This window comes from Duganella fentianensis (assembly GCF_964031615.1).
Classification (GTDB): Bacteria; Pseudomonadota; Gammaproteobacteria; order Burkholderiales; family Burkholderiaceae_D; genus Rugamonas; species Rugamonas fentianensis_A.
Genome location: NZ_CAXIQN010000020.1, coordinates 311,829 through 332,362 on the forward strand (window position 1 = coordinate 311,829; position 20,534 = coordinate 332,362).

Here is a 20,534-nt window from a genome sequence, read left to right on the forward strand (position 1 = left end):
GCAGCAAGGGTCAGACCGTATGGTCTGGCCCTTTTTTTATTCGTGCGCCTGCAGGTGCGCAGTTGCGCGTCAGGTGGGCGTCAATTGCGCACGGCACTCAGATGCTTGCGGCTGCTGCGCTTCTGCGCGCCGGCTGGCTCGGCAGGGTCACTCGGTTCGGTCGATGAGTAGTCATCCAGCTTGAACTTGGCGACGGCCTCGGACAGATCGACCGCCTGCTGCTGCAGGCTGCTGGCAGCCATGGCGGCCTGCTCCACCAGCGCCAGCTTCTGCTGGCTGGCGTTATCCAGCCCGCTGATGTGCAGATCGGCCGTACCGGCCGCAATCAGGCGCGAAGCACTGCCTATGGTCTGCGCCGAACTGAGGATGTTGCGCAGCGTGGCATTCAGATTGCGGATGCTGCCATCGAGCGTACGCGCCGTATCGGCAATCTCGTCGCTGCCATAACTGCGCTGCGGCACCGTCAGATTGCCCTGCGCCAGCTTGCTGGCAGCGCTGCCGATATCCTGCAGTTCACGCAGCAGCGCGCGCCGCACGTGCAGCGTCACCAGTAGCGACAAGGCGATCGAGACGATCACTAGCAAAGGCATCATGGTCTTCAGCGTAACGAACTCGCTCTCAGTAACCTCGTAGGCGCTCACACTCAGGCTCTGCTCCAGCCGAGCCAGTTCATCGAGACGTTTTGCCACCACATCGAAACTGCGCTCGGCCTTGGACATGGCATTCGCCGCCATCGAGTGGTCGGCCATACTCAGTTCCACCACATCGGCCACCGCCTTCACGTACAGCGCATAGGCCGCCTGCGACTGCACCACATAGCGCTGCTCGGCCGGCTGGCTCTGGGTACTCATTTCCAGCCGGGCAAACTGGCTATCCAGCGCGGCGTGACGGGCATGCATGTCGCGCAGCAGACCATCTACCCGTGGCGCTGAAAAGCTGGCGTTTATCCAGGTCAGTAGCTGATAGGCTTCGGCGTGCGCCTTGTGGGCATTGATCACCAGATCATCGGCGGCCTTGAGCCGCACGGCGCGCAACTGCACCATCTCCTCCAGTTGCTGATGCTGTCGCAGCAGCCCCGCATAGGCGCCTATCGACAACACCAGCAGCAGTATCAGCACCAGCCCCGGTGCCAGCAGCAGTTTCGGCCCTATCCGCAGTTTGCTTAACATAGTCCCTCTCGTGGCTTGCCTGTTATAGATTAGAGCGTGGCGAGATTCAGTGCCGGTTCACGCCATCCTCGTGCTTGTAGACGCCCGCCTCCAGCGCCACATCCTCCACCCGCAGCACATAGGTGGTCTTGGCCTCGACTTTGCCTGTCTTGGGGTTGAGGAATTTGTAGTCGACCCAGCCGCTGCCTTTGCCGCGCGCCAGCGCCAGCATCTCGTGGCGGAATAGCTTGCCGTCAGCATCGGGCACATCGAGCAGATTCTTGCCTATCAGTGCACTGGTAGGATGGGCGATGGTGATGCCGTTCATATCGCGCATGGCCAGATACAGCGCGCCCTGATTGAAGGCGGGATCTTTGCGGTTAATGCTGGCAATCAGGGCATCCTTGCCATGCTCCTGCATATAGCGCGCGCCCCGCACCGCCAGCGCCATGGCATCACGTTCACTGGGCGCAGCCAGTGCCAGCTGGCTAGCAGCAAACAGGGAGACGATTACAGCACGCATGGCGTCCTCCGACAGGAAAGATGCCATACGATACTGCCCATGCTCCGATGCAATCTTGCGATTGATCAAGCACTTCAGTAATGCAGCTTGTCGGGAAGGGACAACCGGGAGGCGCGTGCGATGGCGTTAAGCCGCCATCGCACGGCGGGGATGCTTACACCAGCTTGGCCGAGTGTTCGCGGGTAGCGTGGAACTTCAGTTTAGGCCAGCGTTCTTCGGTCAGACGCAGGTTGACGCTGGAGGTAGCCAGATAGGCCATGTTACCGGCCGCATCGTAGGCCACGTTATGACCGAGCGAGTTCTCGAAGTCGGACAGGGCTTTCTTGTCGTCGCTGGAAATCCAGCGCGCGCTGCTGATGCTGGTGCCTTCGAACACGGCGTCCACGCCGTATTCGTTTTTCAGACGGCTAGCCACCACCTCGAACTGCAGCACACCGACCGCGCCCAGTACCAGCTCGCCACCCTGCACGGGCTTGAATACCTGCACAGCGCCCTCTTCGCCCAGCTGCTGCAAGCCTTTGTGCAGCTGCTTGATTTTCAGCGGGTTCAGAATCCGCACGGAACGGAAGAAGTCCGGCGCGAAGTAAGGAATACCGGTAAAGGTCAGCATTTCGCCTTCGGAGAAGGAATCGCCGATCTGCATATTGCCGTGGTTAGGCAGGCCGATGATGTCGCCAGCGTAAGCCTCTTCCACCTGTTCGCGCGACGATGCCATGAAAGTCACCACCGACGATACCTTGATCTCGCGGCCCAGACGCAGATGCTTGACCTTCATGCCGCGCTCGAAACGGCCCGAGCACACGCGCAGGAAAGCGATACGGTCGCGGTGCGCAGGGTCCATATTGGCCTGAATCTTGAACACGAAGCCGGAGAATGGCTGCTCGGTCGGCGCGACGGCACGTACCGTGGCATCGCGCGCGCGGGGCGCAGGCGCCCAGTCCACCAGTGCCGACAGAATTTCGCGCACACCGAAGTTGTTAATCGCAGAGCCGAAGAACACGGGCGTCTGTATACCGGCCAGGAACTGCTCCAGATCGAAGGGATTGGAAGCGCCATGCACCAGTTCCACTTCCATGCGCAGCTGATCCATCTCCAGTGGGAACATCTCCTGCAGGCGCGGATTGTCGATGCCCTTGATGATTTCGAAAGCGCCATCGGCCTTCTCTTCACCTGCCTTGAACAGCATGATCTCATCGTTGAGCAGGTGGTACACACCGCGGAAGTTCTTGCCCATGCCGATAGGCCAGGTCACGGGCGCGCACTTGATCTTCAGGACCGATTCCAGTTCGTCCAGCAATTCCAGCGGATCGCGGGTTTCGCGGTCCAGCTTGTTCATGAAGGTAACGATAGGCGTATTGCGCATACGGCAGACGTCCAGCAGCTTGATGGTCTGGGCTTCCACACCTTTAGCCGCATCGATCACCATCAGAGCCGAATCCACTGCCGTCAGCACGCGATAGGTATCTTCCGAGAAGTCCTGGTGGCCCGGAGTATCCAGCAGATTCACCACGTGATCGCGGAATTCGAACTGCATCACCGAGGAAGCCACGGAAATGCCGCGCTGCTTCTCGATCTCCATCCAGTCCGAGGTGGCGTGACGGCCACTCTTACGGGCCTTGACGGTACCGGCCATCTGGATCGCACCCGAGAACAGCAGCAGCTTTTCGGTCAGCGTGGTCTTACCCGCATCCGGGTGAGAAATAATGCCGAAAGTACGGCGGCGCTGCACTTCGCGGGCGATCAGCGCCGGCGTTTTGGAGCTGGTGACGACGACATTGTCGTCAGCCGGCTCGGGGCTTACATTTTCGATATCGTTGGACATTTGTGATGTTCTGGTGCGGTTCTGCAAAACCCTCGATTTTACCGGAACTTCTCCCCTATCGTGCGCTTTTGTTGTCCCTGCCGGCTATTCGCCTTTCACTCTGCGCCAGCCGCTGCGGTGCGCATCGGCCGAGATCTGCTCGGACAGTGGCGAAGTCTTGTTACTGCCGTCGGCCAGCGTGGTCACCATTTTCAGCTGGCCATTGGGCAGACGGATGATGATGAAGCCCACTGCAGCCGAAGTATTCGACAGCGTCAGCCCGACCGGATGGCTGCCGATAGCCTGCCCGTTGCACACATTGACCTGATACAGATTGCTGGAACCGCCCACCGAGCAAGCAGAAGAAGATGTCGGCAAGTTGGTCACCACATTGGCCACGCCGCTGACGATCTGCGGGTCCAGATTCATCCGTTCGCCCGCGTTCAGTGCCCAGTCGAAGTACCAGCCATCCTTCTGGGTCAGATCAACGGGATTGCTGGTGATCTGGTAGGTGTTGATATTGCTGCCCGAACCCAGCGCGCTCAAGGTCTGTTTGACCATCGTGGCACCACGGATATCACTGATGGTGCTACCACCATCCTTGAGCAGATACAGGCTCTGGATCGAGGTGTCGGTCGTATCGGGGACATCCAGCAGACGTCCCGTCCCGAACAGCACCACGCGCACCCCGGCCGTGCTATTGACGGTCACGCCATTGACTTCCGTCTGCACCGGCACGGCACACATCGTCACATCGGGACGGGTGGTAATCGGCTTGCCGCTACCGGCATCGCCTAGCAGCTTGACGCTGATAGCGCCGGACGATGCACTGAGGTCGAAGCGCCACATCTGGCCCTGATTATCGCCGCCATAGATGTAGTTGACACGCGGATCGGCACCGGGATCGGCACTGATGGCTGAAATCTTGGCCAGCCCGGACGGCGTGGTGGTGTCGCCGGAATTGGTGCTAATCTTGTTCAGCAGCTCGCCCGTGTAGGCATCCAGAACATACAGATAGCCTTTGCCCGTTCCTGTCCCCACACCGTCCGTGCCCGGCACATTGTTATAGCCGGAGGTGAGGAACACCACCCAGCGGCCACTGGCCAGGGTGCCGAACTGGGGGTTACCAAAGCTCAGGCCCAGATCGCCGTCACTGAGCGGGCAGGTCGTGGCATCGGCGCAGAACTCCCATAACTGCTTGGGATTGCTGGTATCCGTGATATCGAGCGCATAGTAACCGCGCCCGCCGCCATTCAGACCGGCCACCAGTACTGTACGCCAGCTGCCGCCCGTGGTTTTGATGTCGGCCACCTCGGGCGAACCGTCGGCCGTAAACTGGTGGTTGGTACTATAGATAGTGCTGGCCAGCGCATACAGCTTGTTCATGGTGGTACGCGGCACATAGGCCCACAGTTCCTCGCCCGTAGCAGAACTGAAGGCGTGCAGCATGCCATCGTTGGCCGCCGTGAACACGGCGCCGCTACGGTAGCTAGGGCTGGACGGATTGCCGTAGGTATCCTTGAACGTCACATAGTCAGCATCGGCGTAATCGTTGCGGGGATCGCGCACATAGGCCGGCTTGGACGAAGCAATATCACCTAGCACAATCGGTATCGGCCCGCTGGCACCGGCCGGCGTATTCGGCGTCATGCTATAGGCGCGGAACAGGGTGTCATTGGCATACTGCTGCTGGCCACGCAGCCAGTTGACCAGATTGTTGCCGTCGTTGACGATGGCCTTGTCACTGGCCGACAGCAGCGCGCACTGGGGCAAACCGCTGCACTTGTTGGCAAACCATGCGGGTGCAATCCCCTTCATATTGGCAAAGCGGAATTCGTCCGGTGTGCTGCCATAGCTGCCGGCCGTGTTGTACATAAAGATGCGGCGGGTATCGCTGCTGCTGCCCACCTTCTTGCCCAGCGTATCGCTAGTGGTCCACGTTACCGTGCTGGAGACACTGCCATCGGTGCTGTCGATCTTACGGTCGGACAGTTCGCCAAACCACTTCACGGTAGTGAAGGTATCAGAGAAAATATCGTTATCGGTCAGCGTGATATTCGGCGTGGACGTGGCGGCCGCCGCAGCCGCGCCCACATGCACCTGCATATTCGACAGCGCTTCGCTAAGCCCGTTCACCACATCTTTCGGGTCCTGCGCACTGAAGTATTTGCCGTGACCGTTGATGGCAGCGTGCCACAGATCGTCCACTCGTTCCTGCACCGTGCTGGCCGTGTTGGTCGTGTCCGGATCAGGCCACACGTAGGCGCCATTGTTATTCCATGGGCAGCCCGACGTGGCACCGGTAATCAGCTTGTAGAAATCGCCGCCCGCCTTGGGCGCACTATCGTAGTTAGGCTCATAAGTCATCACCCCGTCCACACCCAGCCCCAGCGTGTAGGTATTCATGTGCAGGTGGGTGTTTTCGCCCGCCGCTGCCGGCACCGAACCGGGCTTGCTCATATCCGGTTCCAGTGATGGCCGCAGTGACACCGTGCCCGTGCTAGAGCCGCCGTTATACCAGTGCAGCGCCACATCCGAAATCGACGGCTGGCTCTGCGAACGCGCGTCCACGCAACCGCGCGCCAGCGTGCAGAAGCGCGCCGCATTTTCCACATTATCGTTATTCGTCACGTTGGCCGTACTGCTGCCGTTCCAGTATCCGTCCGTGGTCAGGATCATGAAGTTCTGCTGGCACGGGTACTGCACCACCTCCTGCCCTGCCGCATAGTTGTACGGCGACAGATTGCCAAACATGCGGCCCACGTTATCCATCGCTGTGCGGATAGGCGTCGAGCCGGAAGTGGTCGTGTTGTACAGCGTGGTGTACCAGTTGGCGCGTGCAGTACCGGCAAAATCGGCCGGCTTCAGATCAATGGCCGCACCGGCGCCGGCATTCGACAGCTTGACATAGCCCACCTTGTAATTCGAGGTGATGGCCGAGAAGGCAATGCCGACCGAGGTCTTCATCATTTGCAGCCGGCTCTTGTAGTACACGTACCAGTTAGCAAAGTTGGTCATTTCCTCCGCATAGCTACAACTGCTGGCAGCCGCACAATCAGTGCGGTCGGTGCTTTTCGGATAGCTCTGGCCGCTGACGATATTCACCCGCACGAAGGGATTGGGCGCACCGGAACCGGCCGACAGTGCACTGGTAGAGACGGGGATCGCATCATTGACGGCGGCCACAAAGCCGCTGGTGGCCGAACGGTTCCAGCTGATGCTGCCCTGATTATCCATGGTAAAGGCGCTGATAGTGGCCGTATTATCAGTCGCCGCCCAGTTGACCAGACACACACTGCTGCTGGTGTAGCCACTCGGGCAATTGCTGTTATTACCGAGATAGGCCTTGATGGTGCCCGCCGTGCCGATGGCACTGACGACGGAGCTGGCGATCTGTGACGGCGTGCGGCCTTTGCCCAGACTCAGATAGGTGGGGCTGCTGAACGATGAAGAACCAATCAGCGTGGTACCAGCATAGCTGAGGCTTTTCAGAATGGCGGTCAGGGAAGACGAGGTGGCTGTGCCGCTGAAAGTGATCACGGCACTGCCCGGCGCATACGGCGTCGTCACGACCGATGGTGCCGTAACGGCCAGTCCCCAGCCGGCGCGCGAACTATCCGTCAGCGGCTGGCAGTTGGTCACGCTGACGCTGCCCGTACAGCTGACGGGCAGCACGGCCACCACGTTTTCCGCCGTCAGGGTAATCCCGAAGGTAGTACAGGCGGGCACCGTGGCCTGCCCCGTCGGCGTGCGCACGCAGGCGTAATACAGCTTGCTGGAACCGGCACCCAGATTGACCGAGGTGGCGATAATGTTGGCGGCCAGCGCACTGGCCATGGTCTGCTGCTTGATCAGGCTATTGGTGCCGGTGGGTGCCGTCACCGTGCCGTTGGTGATGGTGGTGCTGCTGTTGACCACCACGCTGGTGATAGTCAGCGCACTGGCCGTGCTGGACGCACCGATGGCAATCGTGCCGTAGGAAGCGGTAGCACCGGTCGGGGTGGAATAGGCCGGATAGATAAAGCTGCCCACCCGCTTGCCCTGACACTGGGTCAGCAACCGGTCACTGCACCAGCGCACTTTGACAGGGACGGGATAACCAGCGGGCGCGGTGGCGCCCACGGCGGTGGACTTGCAGGTCTTCATGGTTTCATCGGTGCAGAACTGCCCTACGCCGATGGTGTAATAGTAAGGGCCCGTGGTGATCGCCGTCGCCGTCTGATAGGTGGCATCGGGATAGGTGTAGCTGGCCGTATTGAACTGGCAACTGCTGCCGGAACACCATTTCAGATCGGGGAAACCGGTCACCAGATTGATGTTCGAGGTGACCACATTACCGGCCATATCGTTCTTGCGCGCGCCAAAGCCATCCCCCGTCACCGAGGTCCAGTTGCTGGTATTGGCCGCATTCTGCTCGGGATAATAACTGCCGTCCGCCTTCACCGGCACCACATAGCGTATGGCCGGATTGTAGTACTGCTTGTTGAAGTCGGGGCTCATGAACGGCGGGTGCCCCACCGCGCAGGAAGTAACGCCTGCCTGCAAGGTGGCGCCGCTGCGGCAGATATTGTCGTTGACGTAGTCCGGCGTATAGGTCTGGTCCATCGAGCCGGAGTTATCGAACAACAGCATCAGATTCGGCTTGACTGTCCCCGTGCCAGAGATATTCAGCAGGGGCACCTGCGCAATCTGGGTCAGGCCAGCTTGCGCCGGCACGCACACCAGGAAAAACCCGGCTAGAGCCGCCAGCGTAGAGAATAAACGCAGCTTGTTCATGATTCTATCCATCCAGAGTACGGGCCTTACGGCCCTTTCATGATGACGGCCTGCGTCACCACATTGCCGCCGCGTGCACCGGCGATACGCGCCGTCACCACATAATGAAGCTGGGGCTGGTCGAGGTAATTCGGGCTATCCGAACGGCCGCTGCGGCCATACGGCTGACTAGTTTTCGAATTTGGCCGTGCCGACGTCAACTGGCAGCGATTATTCGCCGCGTTATACGGTCCGGCAAAGTCGCACAGACGGTGGATCACATATTCCACCCGATTGCCCGACGCATCGGCCGGCAGCGTCAGCGAGCCTTGCCAGAACGCCGGTGTGCTTACCGTCCACGTGGGTGACATGGTGGCGACATAGCCATTGGCCGCCTGATTCGATTCGAGCAGCGCGTTATTCGGGATATCACGCAGGTAGGCAAACGCCGTGTGCACACCCAGATCGGCCGCTTTGCTGAGCGAGGCCTCGTAAGCCAGATTCGACGTAGTCAGCGTGGTGGAAGTGCTGGACTTGAGCAGATAGATGCTACTGACCAGCATCACGGTCAGCATGATCAGCATGATGGGCAGCGCTATCCCGCGCTGCTGGCGACGATACGGCATCATGGCCTCCATTGCGCGTTACGGATAGGGACGATGTTCTCGAACACCCGATAGCGGTAGCACTGCCACGCCTGCGTATCACCTGCCACGGCGACATTCACCTGCATGGGCACAGCGGCCACGTTAGCGGGCGCTGCGCTGGCAAACACGGTCGGCTGTTCCGTCGTCGCCGAACACTGTCCTTTGGAATCAGGCTTCTCCACCGTCTTGCTGCGCGCAACCACGGCCAGCCGCACGGCGGCGATGCGCTGATAATCGCCGGGACTGCCCACCACACCATCGCCATCGGCATCGATCATGGTGGCGCTCCAGCTGGTGATCTGCATGCCATTACCGCTGGGATTAGGGTCGTAAGTGCCAGCCACCACCCGCGTATCGAAACCATACTGGCCTTTGATGCTGACCACATTGTCCGTCACCGACACGCCGGCAGACTCGGCCCCGGCCAGCTCGGCGGCGCGCAACAGCAGTACGCCGTTGGCCACCGACCAGGTGTGAAAATGCAGCTGGGTAGACGGCCCCAGATTGTAGATATAACTGACGTTCTGGCGGTACACATTGGCCAGGCCGGCCGGTGGATTGAAACGGAAGCCCGTGCCGGCATTGAACTGCAAGGTATTCAGCGGTGCTGCGCCAAAGCCCGAAAGCTGCACCAGCGAGCATTGCGCGCTGCCCTGCGCCAGCGGCGCAATCACCATCACATCGCCAGTCTGGAAAGTATAGGGATTGCGGCTATCGATGGTGAACTGGCTGCCCCCCAGATAATCAGCAAACAAACGCGCCGAGCCATTGCCGCTTTGCGAAGTACCGCTGCTGAACGCGATCACATCGGGATTGCTGCCGTTCGACTGGATCAGCACTGCCGTCAGCGGCGTAATGTTAACGCCGCCGCGGCTCGCGCTGGGCAGTACATAGCCACTGGTATCGGTCAATACGGTATCGCAGCCGGCCAGCATGGGATCATTGATACCCCAGCCCGATTCGGCCGCATCGTTACTGAGCGAATACAGCGCCAGCATACCGTTCTGCATACTGTCCGAGCCGCCCACGGCGGCATCCTTGTTCAACTCGCCGCTGATGATCAAACGCGTCGCGAACAGCAGCGCCAGCATGCCGATCACCACGCTGACCATCAGCTCGACCAGCGAGAAACCCGCTGCGTCGCTGCGCCCATTCGATAGATTGAAATGCTTCATCTCAGTTCGCAATATAAGAAGTGACCTGATGCTGGTTCATATCGTCGCCCGCCTTGCGCTTCCAGCGGATGGAAATATCCACCCGCACCCGCCGCGCTTCCGGCGTCACCTGCACGGCCAGCAAGGCATCCGGTATGTACTGACGGGTTTCCTCCACCCATGGCTGCAAGGCTTCGGTGGCCTCTTCGCCCTCTGCCACCCCGTAATTGAGGACATTGGCCACATCGGCATTCATCACGCCCAGCAGCTTCTCGCTGGCCATGGTGGCTTCCGCACGCTGACTGGCATCGGACAGTGCCGAATAGGCGCGCGCCTGCAGGCCTATGGTGCCCAGCAGACCGATGCCAAGTATCAGAATGGCCAGCAGCGCTTCTAGCAAGGCAATGCCGCGCTGGCTGCGATGGTGCGGGATGACTGGATGCGGTTTCATGGCGGACAGGCTCGCGTATCTGAGGCCGGCACATCAGGCTGGCATTTGGTGGCCATACCGGCCAGAGTTACCACCAGTGCCACACTGGGCACTTCGCCCTGAAAGCGGCTGGCTGGGTCTAGCTGCAAACGGCTCAGGCGCTCGGCAAAACGGGTATCGACCCAGCCCATGGGCGTGAAATACACTTGCGAACTACCTTCCGGCAGTGTGCTCGGCAGCAGCACTTCGGAATTGGGCAGCGCATCGGCCAGTCGCAGCACGGACTTGAAGCCGGCTGCGCCTTCCGGATCATTGGCGGCCGCTGCGGCCACGGTGGACCAGCCGCTTTCCGCTGCCCCGCACTGGCTGTTGGCCGAGACAAAGCACAAGTCTACCTGCCAGTTCATCTGCCCCGTCGTCACATTCGGCGTCAGGCTGATGCGGCTGAAGGTGTTGTGCAGTATCGCCTGCCGGCGCGCCATACTGAAGCCTTCGGCATAGAATTCGCTGGCACTACGGGCACGGTTAGCCAGCAGCCAGTTGCTGGCATTCGGCAAACCGATGGCCAGCATGAAAGCGAAAATACTCAGCGTGATCAGCAATTCCAGCAAGGTCAGCCCGCGCATACGGGCCAGCCCCGGCCTGCGCGACAGCGCCTGCAACACTGGCATCAGTTGGAACATGCTCCACCTTTGTGATCCACCCAGCAGGATGCGCTAGTGCCCCAGCCCGTCGGGCTGCCCGTGGTGGCATGGGTGCTATTCTGGTCAATGGTGTAGACGAAACCGGCCATCTTGCCGCTGCCCGTCGCCGTGATGGTGTAAGTCGATGCCGTGGCCGTGGTCAGCGCGTAGGTGAAATTGGCCGTGCTGGCCGGGAAAGCTGCGGCCCCGTCGAAGCCCGCATAGCTGCGGTTATTCGCCCAGTACTGCTCGGCAGCCGGTTGCGCCCCGCCCAGCGCTGTGAAAGCTTCGCTCAGGCGGCCGCGCACCACGTATTCCGTGTACGAGGGAATGGCGAACGCCATCAGTATCCCGACGATCGCCACGGCCACCATCATTTCGATCAGAGTAAAGCCGCGCTGGCTAGTTTTCATGGCCTGCTCCTGTTATCAATGTGCACGTTTAATAGTGTAGCCGAGCAAGCTTGCATTTCCCTGAGGAAATGCTGACAAAGTGCTGACAATTGCACGAAAGAATTAAAAATCAGGGGAAAATGATGGAAAAACGGGCACCCTGCCCGCTGCTGGCGTCGTCGATGCGGCATTCGGCACCGTGGACGGTGGCAATATCGCGCACGATGGCGAGACCAAGGCCACTACCGCTGATGCGGTCATCAAGGCGGACAAAACGGCTGAACACCTGCTCGCGCCGCTCGGGCGGAATCCCGGGGCCGCTGTCTTCCACCACCAGTCTGGCGCCGCCCGCAGCACGACCGCCAGCGGGCGGCAGACAGCTCACCGTTACGCTGCCACCGGCGGGCGTGTAGCGGATGGCGTTATCGATCAGGTTGTCGATCAGATCGCGCAGCAGGAAGCGGTCACCCCGTATCATCACTGGCTGCAACTCGAAGCCCAGATCGATCTGTTTGCGGCTGGCCTGTTCGACAAATAGCTGGATCGATTGCTCGATCAGACTGTGCAGCGCCAGCGGCTCCAGCCGGGCCTTCTCGAAGTGCTCAGGCTCGGCACGGGCCAGCGCAAGCAACTGGTTAGTCTGGCGTATCATGCGCTCGGTGGTGGCCAGCATCAGTTGCACCGACTTGGCTGGTTCTGCCTCGCTCTGGCGCGCGCCCAGCCATTCCAGCTGGGTTTTCAGACCGGCTAGCGGCGTACGCAACTGATGCGCCACATTGGCCAGAAACTGCTGACGGGCCTGCGCGCCCTCACCCACTTTTTCCAGCAGCCCGTTAAGGGCATGCACCACGGGTTTGAGTTCCTGCGGCAGATCGGTCAGCGCCAGTGCCGCCAGCTGATCGCTGTCACGCCGGTTCAATTCCGTGCGTAAGCGCTGCAGCGGCAACAGACCGTTGCTGACACTGAACCAGATCAGGCCGATACTGGCCAGCGCAAACAGGCCTTCCAGCAGCAGCAGGGCACGCAGCGTGGCTTGCTGGATCTGCTGGCGCTTGCGCAGCGTCTTAGCCACGACGATGCGTGCGTGCGTAACGGGAGCGTTCTCTGCGCGTGCCGGTAACGCCCACGGCAGTACCAGCACCCGCAACGCCTGTTGCTGGCGTATGGCATCGAATACCTGCTGCGTTCTGCCGCTGGCGCCGACACCGGTACTTGCCGCTACCAGCTTCTCGCTTGCAGGAGCTGCAGCAGGCAAGGGAAGCTCGCGGTCGCCGGCGATCTGCTGGCCGGCACCGTCATACACGGCAAAATACAGGCTATCGCTATCGTCGTTGCGCAACACGGCTTCCGCCAGTGCGGGCAGATCCAGCCGTAACTGGCCGCCCTCATCGCTCAGGCGGGCGCCCAGACTGGCCGCCGCCTCGGCCAGACTTTGATCGAAGGCTAGCTGGGCAGGAGTCCATGCCAGCAGATAGGCCAGCGCACCGCCGGCCAGATTGATCAGCAGTATCGGCGCAATCAGCCACTTGAGCAGATGCAGGCGGATACTGCTCATGGCGCTAGCGGCTCCGCTTCCAGCATATAGCCAAAACCCCGTATGGTGCGCAGTGTCACGCCCGTATCGGCAATTTTCAGGCGCACGCGCGACACATAGACTTCCACCGCATTCAGCGTGAGATCATCGCCCCATGGCAGGATGGCATCGATAATCTGCTGTTTGGAGACCACCTTGCCAGCCTGCTGCAGCAGGAATTCCAGCACCGCCCATTCGCGCACCGACAGTTCGATCAGTTTCTCGCCCACGCGGGCCCGTTTGGCATCCAGATCCAGCGCCAGCCTGCCCAGTGCCAGCAGCCCCGGCTTGGGAGCATTGCGTCGCGCCAGCGCGCGCAGACGTGCCACCAGCTCGGCCGTAGCGAACGGTTTGACCAGATAATCATCGGCGCCCAGCTCCAGTCCCCGTACACGCTCATCGATGGCATCGCGCGCCGTCAGCAGCAGCACGGGCAAAGCACTGCCACGGGCACGCAGGCGCCGCACTAGCTCGTAACCATCAAGGCCGGGCAGGCCGATATCGAGCACCGCCACGGCCAGCGCGTCGGCATGTTGCAGGCGCAGGTCGGCCTGATGGCCATCGGCCAGCAGTTCTACTGACATGCCATGCTCGCCCAGCACGCGGCGCAGGCCATCGGCCAGAACAGCATCATCTTCAACGACCAGTACCTGCATGGTGCACGCCTATCTAGGGGAATGGCTGCATTATGCACTTGCCCCGAGACTAAGCCTAGTACCGTAGCGCCTGCCCGGCCAGCGCGCCATGTAGGATCAGGACTACAAAGCTGCGCCACACAGGACTACAAGCCAGCGTCTGCTGCGCTTATGTTCGTCAGCTCTCCCTCCCCTTACAGTAGTGACAACACCGAAGCGCAGCAACGGTGTTGTTTGAGTAGCCAGACTGTGAGGAACAAGATGAACAATACCCAACTGAGCCCATCGCCCAGAACACGCGATTACGGCAACACAGCCCGTCCACCTTTAGCTTTTTCCATCAGCCCCAGCGGTGCACGCCAGAACGAATTACTGGCCGCCTTGCCCGAGCGCGAACTGGCCGCACTGCTGCCTGAACTGGAGCTGGTCACTCTGCCCGTGGGCAAAGAGCTGTTCGAATGCGGCGCCTGCATGGAGTATGTGTATTTCCCAACCAGCGCCATTATTTCGCTGCTCTATGTGATGGAAAATGGCGCGACCACAGAAATTGCCGTGGCTGGCCGTGAAGGCGTGGTCGGCGTTTCGCTGTTTGCTGGCGAACGTGCCATGTGTAGCGCCATGGTGCAATCAGCTGGCTATGGTTATCGTATGCATGCCCGCCATCTGCGCACCGCCTTCCATCAGGGAGGCGCCCTGCCCGCCCTGCTGATGCGCTATAACACGGCCCTGTTTGCCCAGATGGCGCAGAACGCCGTGGGTGGCCGCCACAGTTCCATCGAACAGAAACTGTGCCGCTGGCTGCTCGAACGACTGGACCGCTCCAGCGACAACGTGCTGAAAGTCACACAGGAGATGATCGCCATCATGCTGGGCGTGCGGCGCGAAAGCATTACCGCGGCTGCCGGCAAATTGCAGGAGGAAGGATTGATCGCCTACCGCCGCGGCACTATCACCGTACTGGATCGCTCAGGTCTGGAGCTGTATGCGGGGGAGTGCTACAAGGTGGCGAAGACGGAATATGACCGTCTGCTGGAGGATGTAGCGCATTATTGAGCACGGCGCTGAGGGCGGGCGGCAAGGTGGCTGACAGTTCGCTGACGCTAACCGCAGCGAGTGCCGCTATCGGCGCTTCAAGCTGCGCGTCCGCTACCGCGCTCGGCTGTGGCAAAGGTATGCACACTTCGATGCAGGTGCCCTTGTCATTGCGTCCCCGCCGTATGCTCATGCTACCGCCCAGCAGTAAGGCACGCTCGCGCATGCCGAGCAGACCGTGCGACATAGGCTTGGCAATATTGGCAGCGGCAATGCCGATACCATCGTCAATGATACGCAATATCAGCCCATGCTGGTCGCGCGTCAGCGTTACCGTCACATGGCTGGCGCGGGCATATTTGCGGATGTTGGTCAAAGCTTCCTGCACGATACGGAACAGTGCTATCGCCAGGTCGCCGGAGCGGCGCGCAGTTTTCTCGACGCCCGCTGCCACATCGCAATCGCAACGCACTTGCGCCAGCCGGCTGAATTCTTCGCAATAGCTTTCGATGGCCGCACATAGCCCCAGATTATCCAGCAAACTAGGACGCAGATTCTCGACGATACGGCGCTTCATCTCCACGGTTTCCACCAGCGTGGCGCGGGCGCGCTTGAGCTGCGCGGCCAGTTCCGGCTCGCGCTGCTGCAGTTGCTGAGTCACAGCGGCGATATCCATGCTGATGGAAGTCAGGTTGGCCCCCATCTCGTCATGCAGTTCGCGGGACAGACGGATCTTCTCTTCCTCGCTGATGCTGATCAGGTGGCGCGACAGCAGCGACAGCTGTTCGGTACGCTGCTGCACTTGCGATTCCAGCGTTTCGTTCGCGCTCTGTAAAGCGTGCTCTACTTGCGCCCGGTTGGCAAAACTACGCCGCACCAGCTGGTAGAACATGATCAGCACGAAGATCGCCAGTGCATTGATGCTCATGCCCAGCAGAATGGCTTTCAGATACTCCTGATAGAAGGCGCTACTGCGGTGCGCCATGGTTTCGTTCTGCTCCTGCTCCATGATCACCACCTGCAGGCGGATCTCGTCCATATTGACGCGCCGTTCGCTCAGCTTGGCGATCTTGACGATTTCGGACAGGCCGCCATCGCGGTAGACATCGACTGCCTGCCCCATCAGGCGCAGCCGGCGCCGCACCAGCGTATGCAACTGGGCTAGATTACGTAGCTGCGAAGGGTTATCGGCCAGCAGGGTTTCCAGTTCCTTGAATTCGGCTTCCGTCTCGGCAGAAGCCGAGGTAGTCGCGCGTAAGGTCTCTTCGCGGCCATTGAGGAAATAGCCGCGCATACTGCTTTCCGCTTCCAGCACCAGCACATTCAGGTACTGCAGGCGGTCAGCGACGCGGGCCGACTGGGCCAGCGACTGCTGCGCCACTCTTAAAGACTTCAAATTATGGAACAGGCTGAAGCCGTTCACGATCAGCAGCAGTGCGCAGGTCACGCACAATACCGTCTTGTACAGAGGCAGACGGTGTTGCGGTGCCGGTTCTACAGTGAAATGCATCCTAAGGAGTTCCTTCATGAGAGTTGCGCCGGCTTGACTAGGCGCATTATAGACCCGTGAAAGAATGGCTGCGCTGCCCCCGCAGTTCAACCGTGCGCACCTGCTCACTCGAGCAGATTATTCTTCATGGCGTAATAGGTCAGGTCGGAATTCGACTGCATGGCCATTTTTTCCATCACCCGGGTACGGTAGGTACTGACCGTTTTGATACTGAGCGACAGCGCCACGCCGATATCGGACACCGTTTCGCCCTTGGCCAGCCGCAGAAATACCTGAAACTCGCGGTCCGACAGTTCCGTATGCAGCGCCGTGTTCGGATCGCGATCCAGCGTCTGCGCCAGCAGTTCACCCACAGTGGCATTCACGTAGCGGCGCCCTTGAAACACCGTGCGCACAGCCGTCATCAGTTCCTCGGCGTCGCACTCCTTGTTCAGATAGCCGTTGGCCCCCATCTTAAAAAGATTCACCGCATACTGCTGGGCCGGATAGCCGGATAGTATCAGTACGGGCAGATCGGGCTGGCCCTGCCGTATGGTGCGCAAGGTATCGATGCCGCTCTGGTCCGGCATGGCGATATCCAGCATGAGCACATCGCAAACTTCACGACGGGCAATATCGAGCGCTTCACGGCCGGTGCCGGCCTCAGCCACCACTTCGAATTCGTCGGTGGCGGAAAAAATCTGTTTGAATCCTGCGCGGACTATCTGATGATCGTCGCAAATGGCAACGCGTATCATGCATCCTCCTGTCTGGCCGGCGTGCGGCATAGACTTTACCGGAACGGAAGTACCGGTATTCAGCGTCGCTGATTTTTAGTCAATGTTGAGAGTATAGCAGCTAGGCGCCGGGGTGCCGCGTACGGCTGGCGCCAGCTTTCAGTTCTGCTTGAGCAGGTCGAGTATGGCCTGCAATTCGCGCCGGATCAGGCTGCGGTCGAGTGGTGCGACTTCGGCCGGCACAGCGGCCTCGAGGCCCACCTCGGCACTAGGCGCCAGATGATGCTCGCCACGGCTATCGAGCTTGTTGCGGGCACCACTGATGGTAAAGCCCTGCTCGTACAGCAGTTCGCGGATACGCCGGATCAGCAGCACTTCATGGTGCTGGTAATAGCGCCGGTTGCCGCGCCGTTTGACCGGTTTCAGCTGGGTGAATTCCTGCTCCCAGTAGCGCAGCACATGGGGCTTCACGCCGCACAGTTCGCTGACTTCACCGATAGTGAAATAGCGCTTGGCCGGTATCGGCGGCAGCGGGGCAGCGTCGGTCTTGGCAGCGCGGTCATTCATCACGACTTAGCTCCCGTTCAGGCGACACGTGCCGCCGGATTGCTCTCCTCCACCATGCCTTTGAGCTTCTGGCTGGCGTGGAAAGTCACGACGCGGCGCGCCGTGATAGGAATTTCTTCGCCCGTCTTGGGGTTGCGGCCCGGACGCTGCGGCTTGTCACGCAGCTGGAAGTTACCGAAACCGGACAATTTCACCGCTTCACCGCGTTCGAGCGCATTGCGGATCTCGTCAAAGAAGGTCTCCACCATGTCTTTGGCTTCACGCTTGTTCAGGCCCACCTGTTCGAACAGCAGTTCGGCCAGTTCCGCCTTGGTCAGCGTCGGCAAATCTTTTTCAGCATCCTGACGTACTTTGGCAACCTGCATGGCGCGATGCAGATCGGCAGCCAGTGCGGACTGCAGTACGGCGGAATCGACGTCGTTGTTATTAATTTTACTGCCCTGCCTTCTCTAATAACGAATGAGTCCGGCATTAGCCGGACTCCCGAGTATACACAACGCTCAGCTATGCGCCCGTATCAGGTGCGCAGACGTGCGCCATGTTGCTGCTTGGCGGCGTCGCCCAGCGCCGTCATAACGGCCTCGACTACGTCATCCTGCAGCGTGTTTTGAGTATCTTGCAAGCTAAAGCGGAAAGCAAGCGATTTTTCGTCCGCTTCCAGCCCTTTACCACGATATTCATCAAACAAAACAATGGCTTGCACAATCTTTCCGTGTGGATTTGTTGCCAAAGCTTCATTGAAGGCATCTTGCAGAGCCTGCGCCGGAACATCCTGTTTGACCACCACCGCCAGGTCGCGGGTGGCGCCAGGGAACTTGGAAATTTCCGCGTACACCGGCAGATTGCGTTGCTGCAGCGCCTCAGCGTCCACTTCGAACACCACTGGCGCTTGCGGCAGCTCATATTTCTGCAGCCAGCGTGGATGCAGTTCGCCGATGAAGCCGATAACTTTACCATTCAGCAACACATTGGCCGAGCGGCCCGGATGCAGCGCCGGATGTTCGGCTTTGACGAAGCGCAGCGACAGCGGCGCGAACAGGTGTTCCAGATCGGCTTTCAGGTCGAAGAAATCGACATGGCGGCTGTCCAGACCCCACTGCTCGTCTGCCACGTGGCCATAGGCCATGGCAGCGACACGCTTAGGCTGGTGGTAACCGGCCACGGTCAGCGCGCCATCGGTCACGCTGTCGTCGCGCAGATAGATGGCACCGACTTCGAACAGACGCACGCGGTTGGTCTTGCGGTTCAGGTTGTAGCGCACATTGCTGACCAGACTGCCGATCAGATTGGTACGCATCACGCTCATCTGGCTGGCAATCGGGTTCTGCAGACGGATAGGCTGGTCGTTACCGGCAAAATCCTGCTCCCATGCCGCTTCTACGAAGCTCATGTTGACCACTTCCTGGAAGCCCAGATCGGCCAGTTGGTGGCGCACGGCGAACAGCGAACGGGTGTTTTCCGGTGCAATGATCATGGTGTTGGCCGCTACCGGCGCCACCGCAGGAATATTCTCGAAGCCGTACACGCGAGCCACTTCTTCGATCAGATCTTCTTCGATCTCGATGTCGAAACGGTAGCTAGGTGCCGTTACGGAGAACACGCCATTGTCATCACCTTCGCCCGCTTGCAGCGAGAACGGCAGACCCAGACGGGTGAAGATGTCCGCGACCATCTGGTCGTTGACGGCCACGCCGATCACCTTACGCGCACGCGCCGTGCGCATCTGCACTGGCTTGGCCGCTGGCACGTTGACGATCTGGTCATCCACCGGACCTACTTGCGTGGTCGGCGTGCCACAGATTTCAATCAGCAGCGAGGTAATGCGCTCGATGTGCTCAACGGTCGTCGCATGGTCCACGCCGCGCTCGAAACGGTGCGCAGCATCGGTCGAGAAGTTGTACTTGCGGGCACGGCCCTGAATGGCATTCGGCCACCAGAATGCCGCTTCCAGATAGATCGATTCCGTCTCCAGCGAAACAGCCGTAGCGTCGCCGCCCATGATGCCGGCCAGCGATTCGATTTCCTTGTCGTCGGCGATCACGCCCACCCATTCATCGATGTTGATGGTGTTACCGTTCAACAGCTTGAGGGTTTCACCAGCTTTACCCCAGCGCACATTCAGGCCGCCGTGGATTTTGGCCAGATCGAACACGTGGGTAGGACGCCCCAGTTCCAGCATCACATAGTTGGAAATATCCACCAGTGCCGACACCGAGCGCTGGCCGCTGCGCTCGAGGCGCTGCTTCATCCACGCTGGCGTGGCGGCTTTGGCGTTCAGGTTGCGGATCACGCGACCGGAGAAACGGCCGCACAGATCCGGTGCCGAGATTTTCACTGGCAGCACTTCGGCGCTGTTCACAGCGACCGGACGGAAGGTCGGTGCCTGCAGCGGCACACCCGTCAGGGCCGACACTTCGCGCGCCACGCCCAGCACGGACAGGCAGTCCGCCTTGTTCGGGGTCAGCTTGATGGTGAACTTCAGATCGTTCAGCGCGTAGTAGTCGCGGAAGTTCTTGCCGACCGGTGCATCGTCCGGCAGTTCCAGCAGACCACTGCCCTCTTCCGACAGCTTGAGTTCCTTGGCCGAGCACAGCATGCCTTGCGATTCCACTCCGCGCAGCTGGCCTACCTTGATTTCGAATGGCTTGCCATCGGCGCCCGGTGGCAGCACGGCACCCGCCATGGCGCACACCACTTTCAGGCCCGGACGCACATTCGGTGCGCCGCAGACGATGTTGAGCAGCGTACCCGTGCCCACATCCACCTGACACACGTTCAGACGGTCGGCATTCGGGTGCTTGGCCATTTCACGTACATGACCGACCACCACATTGGAAAACGGTGGCGCCACCGCTTCGACTTCTTCCACTTCCAGACCGGACATGGTCAGCATGTGGGCCAGTTCGTCCGAAGTCATCTTCGGATCGACCATGGTACGGAGCCAGTTTTCAGAGAATTGCATAATCAA

General features: G+C 60.2%; 17 protein-coding genes. 1 reads left to right on the forward strand and 16 read right to left on the reverse strand.

The window, feature by feature from the left end:
* Positions 1-80 precede the first annotated feature (80 nt).
* The 11 genes from ABNT42_RS15910 to ABNT42_RS15960 all read right to left on the reverse strand — a co-directional run bounded on the left by ABNT42_RS15910 (position 81) and on the right by ABNT42_RS15960 (position 13,762).
* Positions 81-1,169, reverse strand: a complete 1,089-nt coding sequence (locus tag ABNT42_RS15910) for a methyl-accepting chemotaxis protein (RefSeq protein ID WP_348698575.1) — start codon at positions 1,167-1,169, stop codon at positions 81-83.
* 46 nt (positions 1,170-1,215) lie between these two features.
* Positions 1,216-1,671 (reverse strand): cache domain-containing protein, encoded by a 456-nt coding sequence (locus ABNT42_RS15915; protein ID WP_348698577.1) that lies wholly within the window; start codon positions 1,669-1,671, stop codon positions 1,216-1,218.
* A 154-nt stretch (positions 1,672-1,825) separates the two neighbouring features.
* Positions 1,826-3,493, reverse strand: a complete 1,668-nt coding sequence (locus ABNT42_RS15920; RefSeq protein ID WP_348698579.1) for a peptide chain release factor 3 — start codon at positions 3,491-3,493, stop codon at positions 1,826-1,828.
* 84 nt (positions 3,494-3,577) lie between these two features.
* Positions 3,578-8,248, reverse strand: a complete 4,671-nt coding sequence (locus ABNT42_RS15925) for a PilC/PilY family type IV pilus protein (RefSeq protein WP_348698580.1) — start codon at positions 8,246-8,248, stop codon at positions 3,578-3,580.
* A gap of 26 nt (positions 8,249-8,274) precedes the next feature.
* Complete coding sequence (locus tag ABNT42_RS15930) at positions 8,275-8,856, reverse strand: hypothetical protein (protein WP_348698582.1); 582 nt, start codon at positions 8,854-8,856, stop codon at positions 8,275-8,277.
* Entirely contained in the window at positions 8,853-10,049 is a 1,197-nt protein-coding gene (locus ABNT42_RS15935; RefSeq protein WP_348698584.1) for a PilW family protein, read from the reverse strand. The genes ABNT42_RS15930 and ABNT42_RS15935 overlap by 4 nt, the downstream gene beginning before the upstream one ends.
* 1 nt (position 10,050) lies before the next feature.
* Positions 10,051-10,479 carry a hypothetical protein gene (locus tag ABNT42_RS15940; RefSeq protein WP_348698586.1) on the reverse strand — a complete coding sequence of 143 codons (429 nt, stop codon included), beginning with the start codon at positions 10,477-10,479 and terminating at the stop codon, positions 10,051-10,053.
* On the reverse strand, positions 10,476-11,141 hold the full coding sequence (locus tag ABNT42_RS15945) for a prepilin-type N-terminal cleavage/methylation domain-containing protein (protein ID WP_348698588.1): 666 nt from the start codon (positions 11,139-11,141) through the stop codon (positions 10,476-10,478). Before ABNT42_RS15945 ends, ABNT42_RS15940 begins: the two co-directional genes overlap by 4 nt.
* Entirely contained in the window at positions 11,129-11,554 is a 426-nt protein-coding gene (locus ABNT42_RS15950) for a type IV pilin protein (protein ID WP_348698590.1), read from the reverse strand. Before ABNT42_RS15950 ends, ABNT42_RS15945 begins: the two co-directional genes overlap by 13 nt.
* A gap of 109 nt (positions 11,555-11,663) precedes the next feature.
* Positions 11,664-13,088: a sensor histidine kinase gene (locus ABNT42_RS15955; protein ID WP_348698591.1), complete on the reverse strand. Its 1,425-nt coding sequence runs from the start codon at positions 13,086-13,088 to the stop codon at positions 11,664-11,666.
* Positions 13,085-13,762 carry a response regulator transcription factor gene (locus tag ABNT42_RS15960; RefSeq protein ID WP_348698593.1) on the reverse strand — a complete coding sequence of 226 codons (678 nt, stop codon included), beginning with the start codon at positions 13,760-13,762 and terminating at the stop codon, positions 13,085-13,087. Before ABNT42_RS15960 ends, ABNT42_RS15955 begins: the two co-directional genes overlap by 4 nt.
* A gap of 240 nt (positions 13,763-14,002) precedes the next feature.
* On the opposite strand from ABNT42_RS15960, the gene ABNT42_RS15965 reads away from it, so the two are divergent.
* Positions 14,003-14,794, forward strand: coding sequence for a Crp/Fnr family transcriptional regulator (locus tag ABNT42_RS15965; RefSeq protein WP_348698595.1), 792 nt, complete (start codon positions 14,003-14,005; stop codon positions 14,792-14,794).
* Here ABNT42_RS15965 and ABNT42_RS15970 read toward each other — a convergent pair.
* The 5 genes from ABNT42_RS15970 to pheT all read right to left on the reverse strand — a co-directional run bounded on the left by ABNT42_RS15970 (position 14,691) and on the right by pheT (position 20,528).
* Complete coding sequence (locus ABNT42_RS15970; protein ID WP_348698596.1) at positions 14,691-16,283, reverse strand: CHASE3 domain-containing protein; 1,593 nt, start codon at positions 16,281-16,283, stop codon at positions 14,691-14,693. The two genes, ABNT42_RS15965 and ABNT42_RS15970, sit on opposite strands and share 104 nt — an antisense overlap.
* Positions 16,284-16,387: 104 nt before the next feature.
* Positions 16,388-17,020: a response regulator transcription factor gene (locus tag ABNT42_RS15975; RefSeq protein ID WP_348698598.1), complete on the reverse strand. Its 633-nt coding sequence runs from the start codon at positions 17,018-17,020 to the stop codon at positions 16,388-16,390.
* A 138-nt stretch (positions 17,021-17,158) separates the two neighbouring features.
* Positions 17,159-17,566, reverse strand: coding sequence for a MerR family transcriptional regulator (locus tag ABNT42_RS15980; RefSeq protein WP_348698867.1), 408 nt, complete (start codon positions 17,564-17,566; stop codon positions 17,159-17,161).
* Between the two features lie 17 nt (positions 17,567-17,583).
* Positions 17,584-17,931, reverse strand: coding sequence for an integration host factor subunit alpha (locus tag ABNT42_RS15985; protein ID WP_155435261.1), 348 nt, complete (start codon positions 17,929-17,931; stop codon positions 17,584-17,586).
* A 152-nt stretch (positions 17,932-18,083) separates the two neighbouring features.
* On the reverse strand, positions 18,084-20,528 hold the full coding sequence (gene pheT / locus ABNT42_RS15990) for a phenylalanine--tRNA ligase subunit beta (protein WP_348698600.1): 2,445 nt from the start codon (positions 20,526-20,528) through the stop codon (positions 18,084-18,086).
* Between the last annotated feature and the right edge of the window lie 6 nt (positions 20,529-20,534).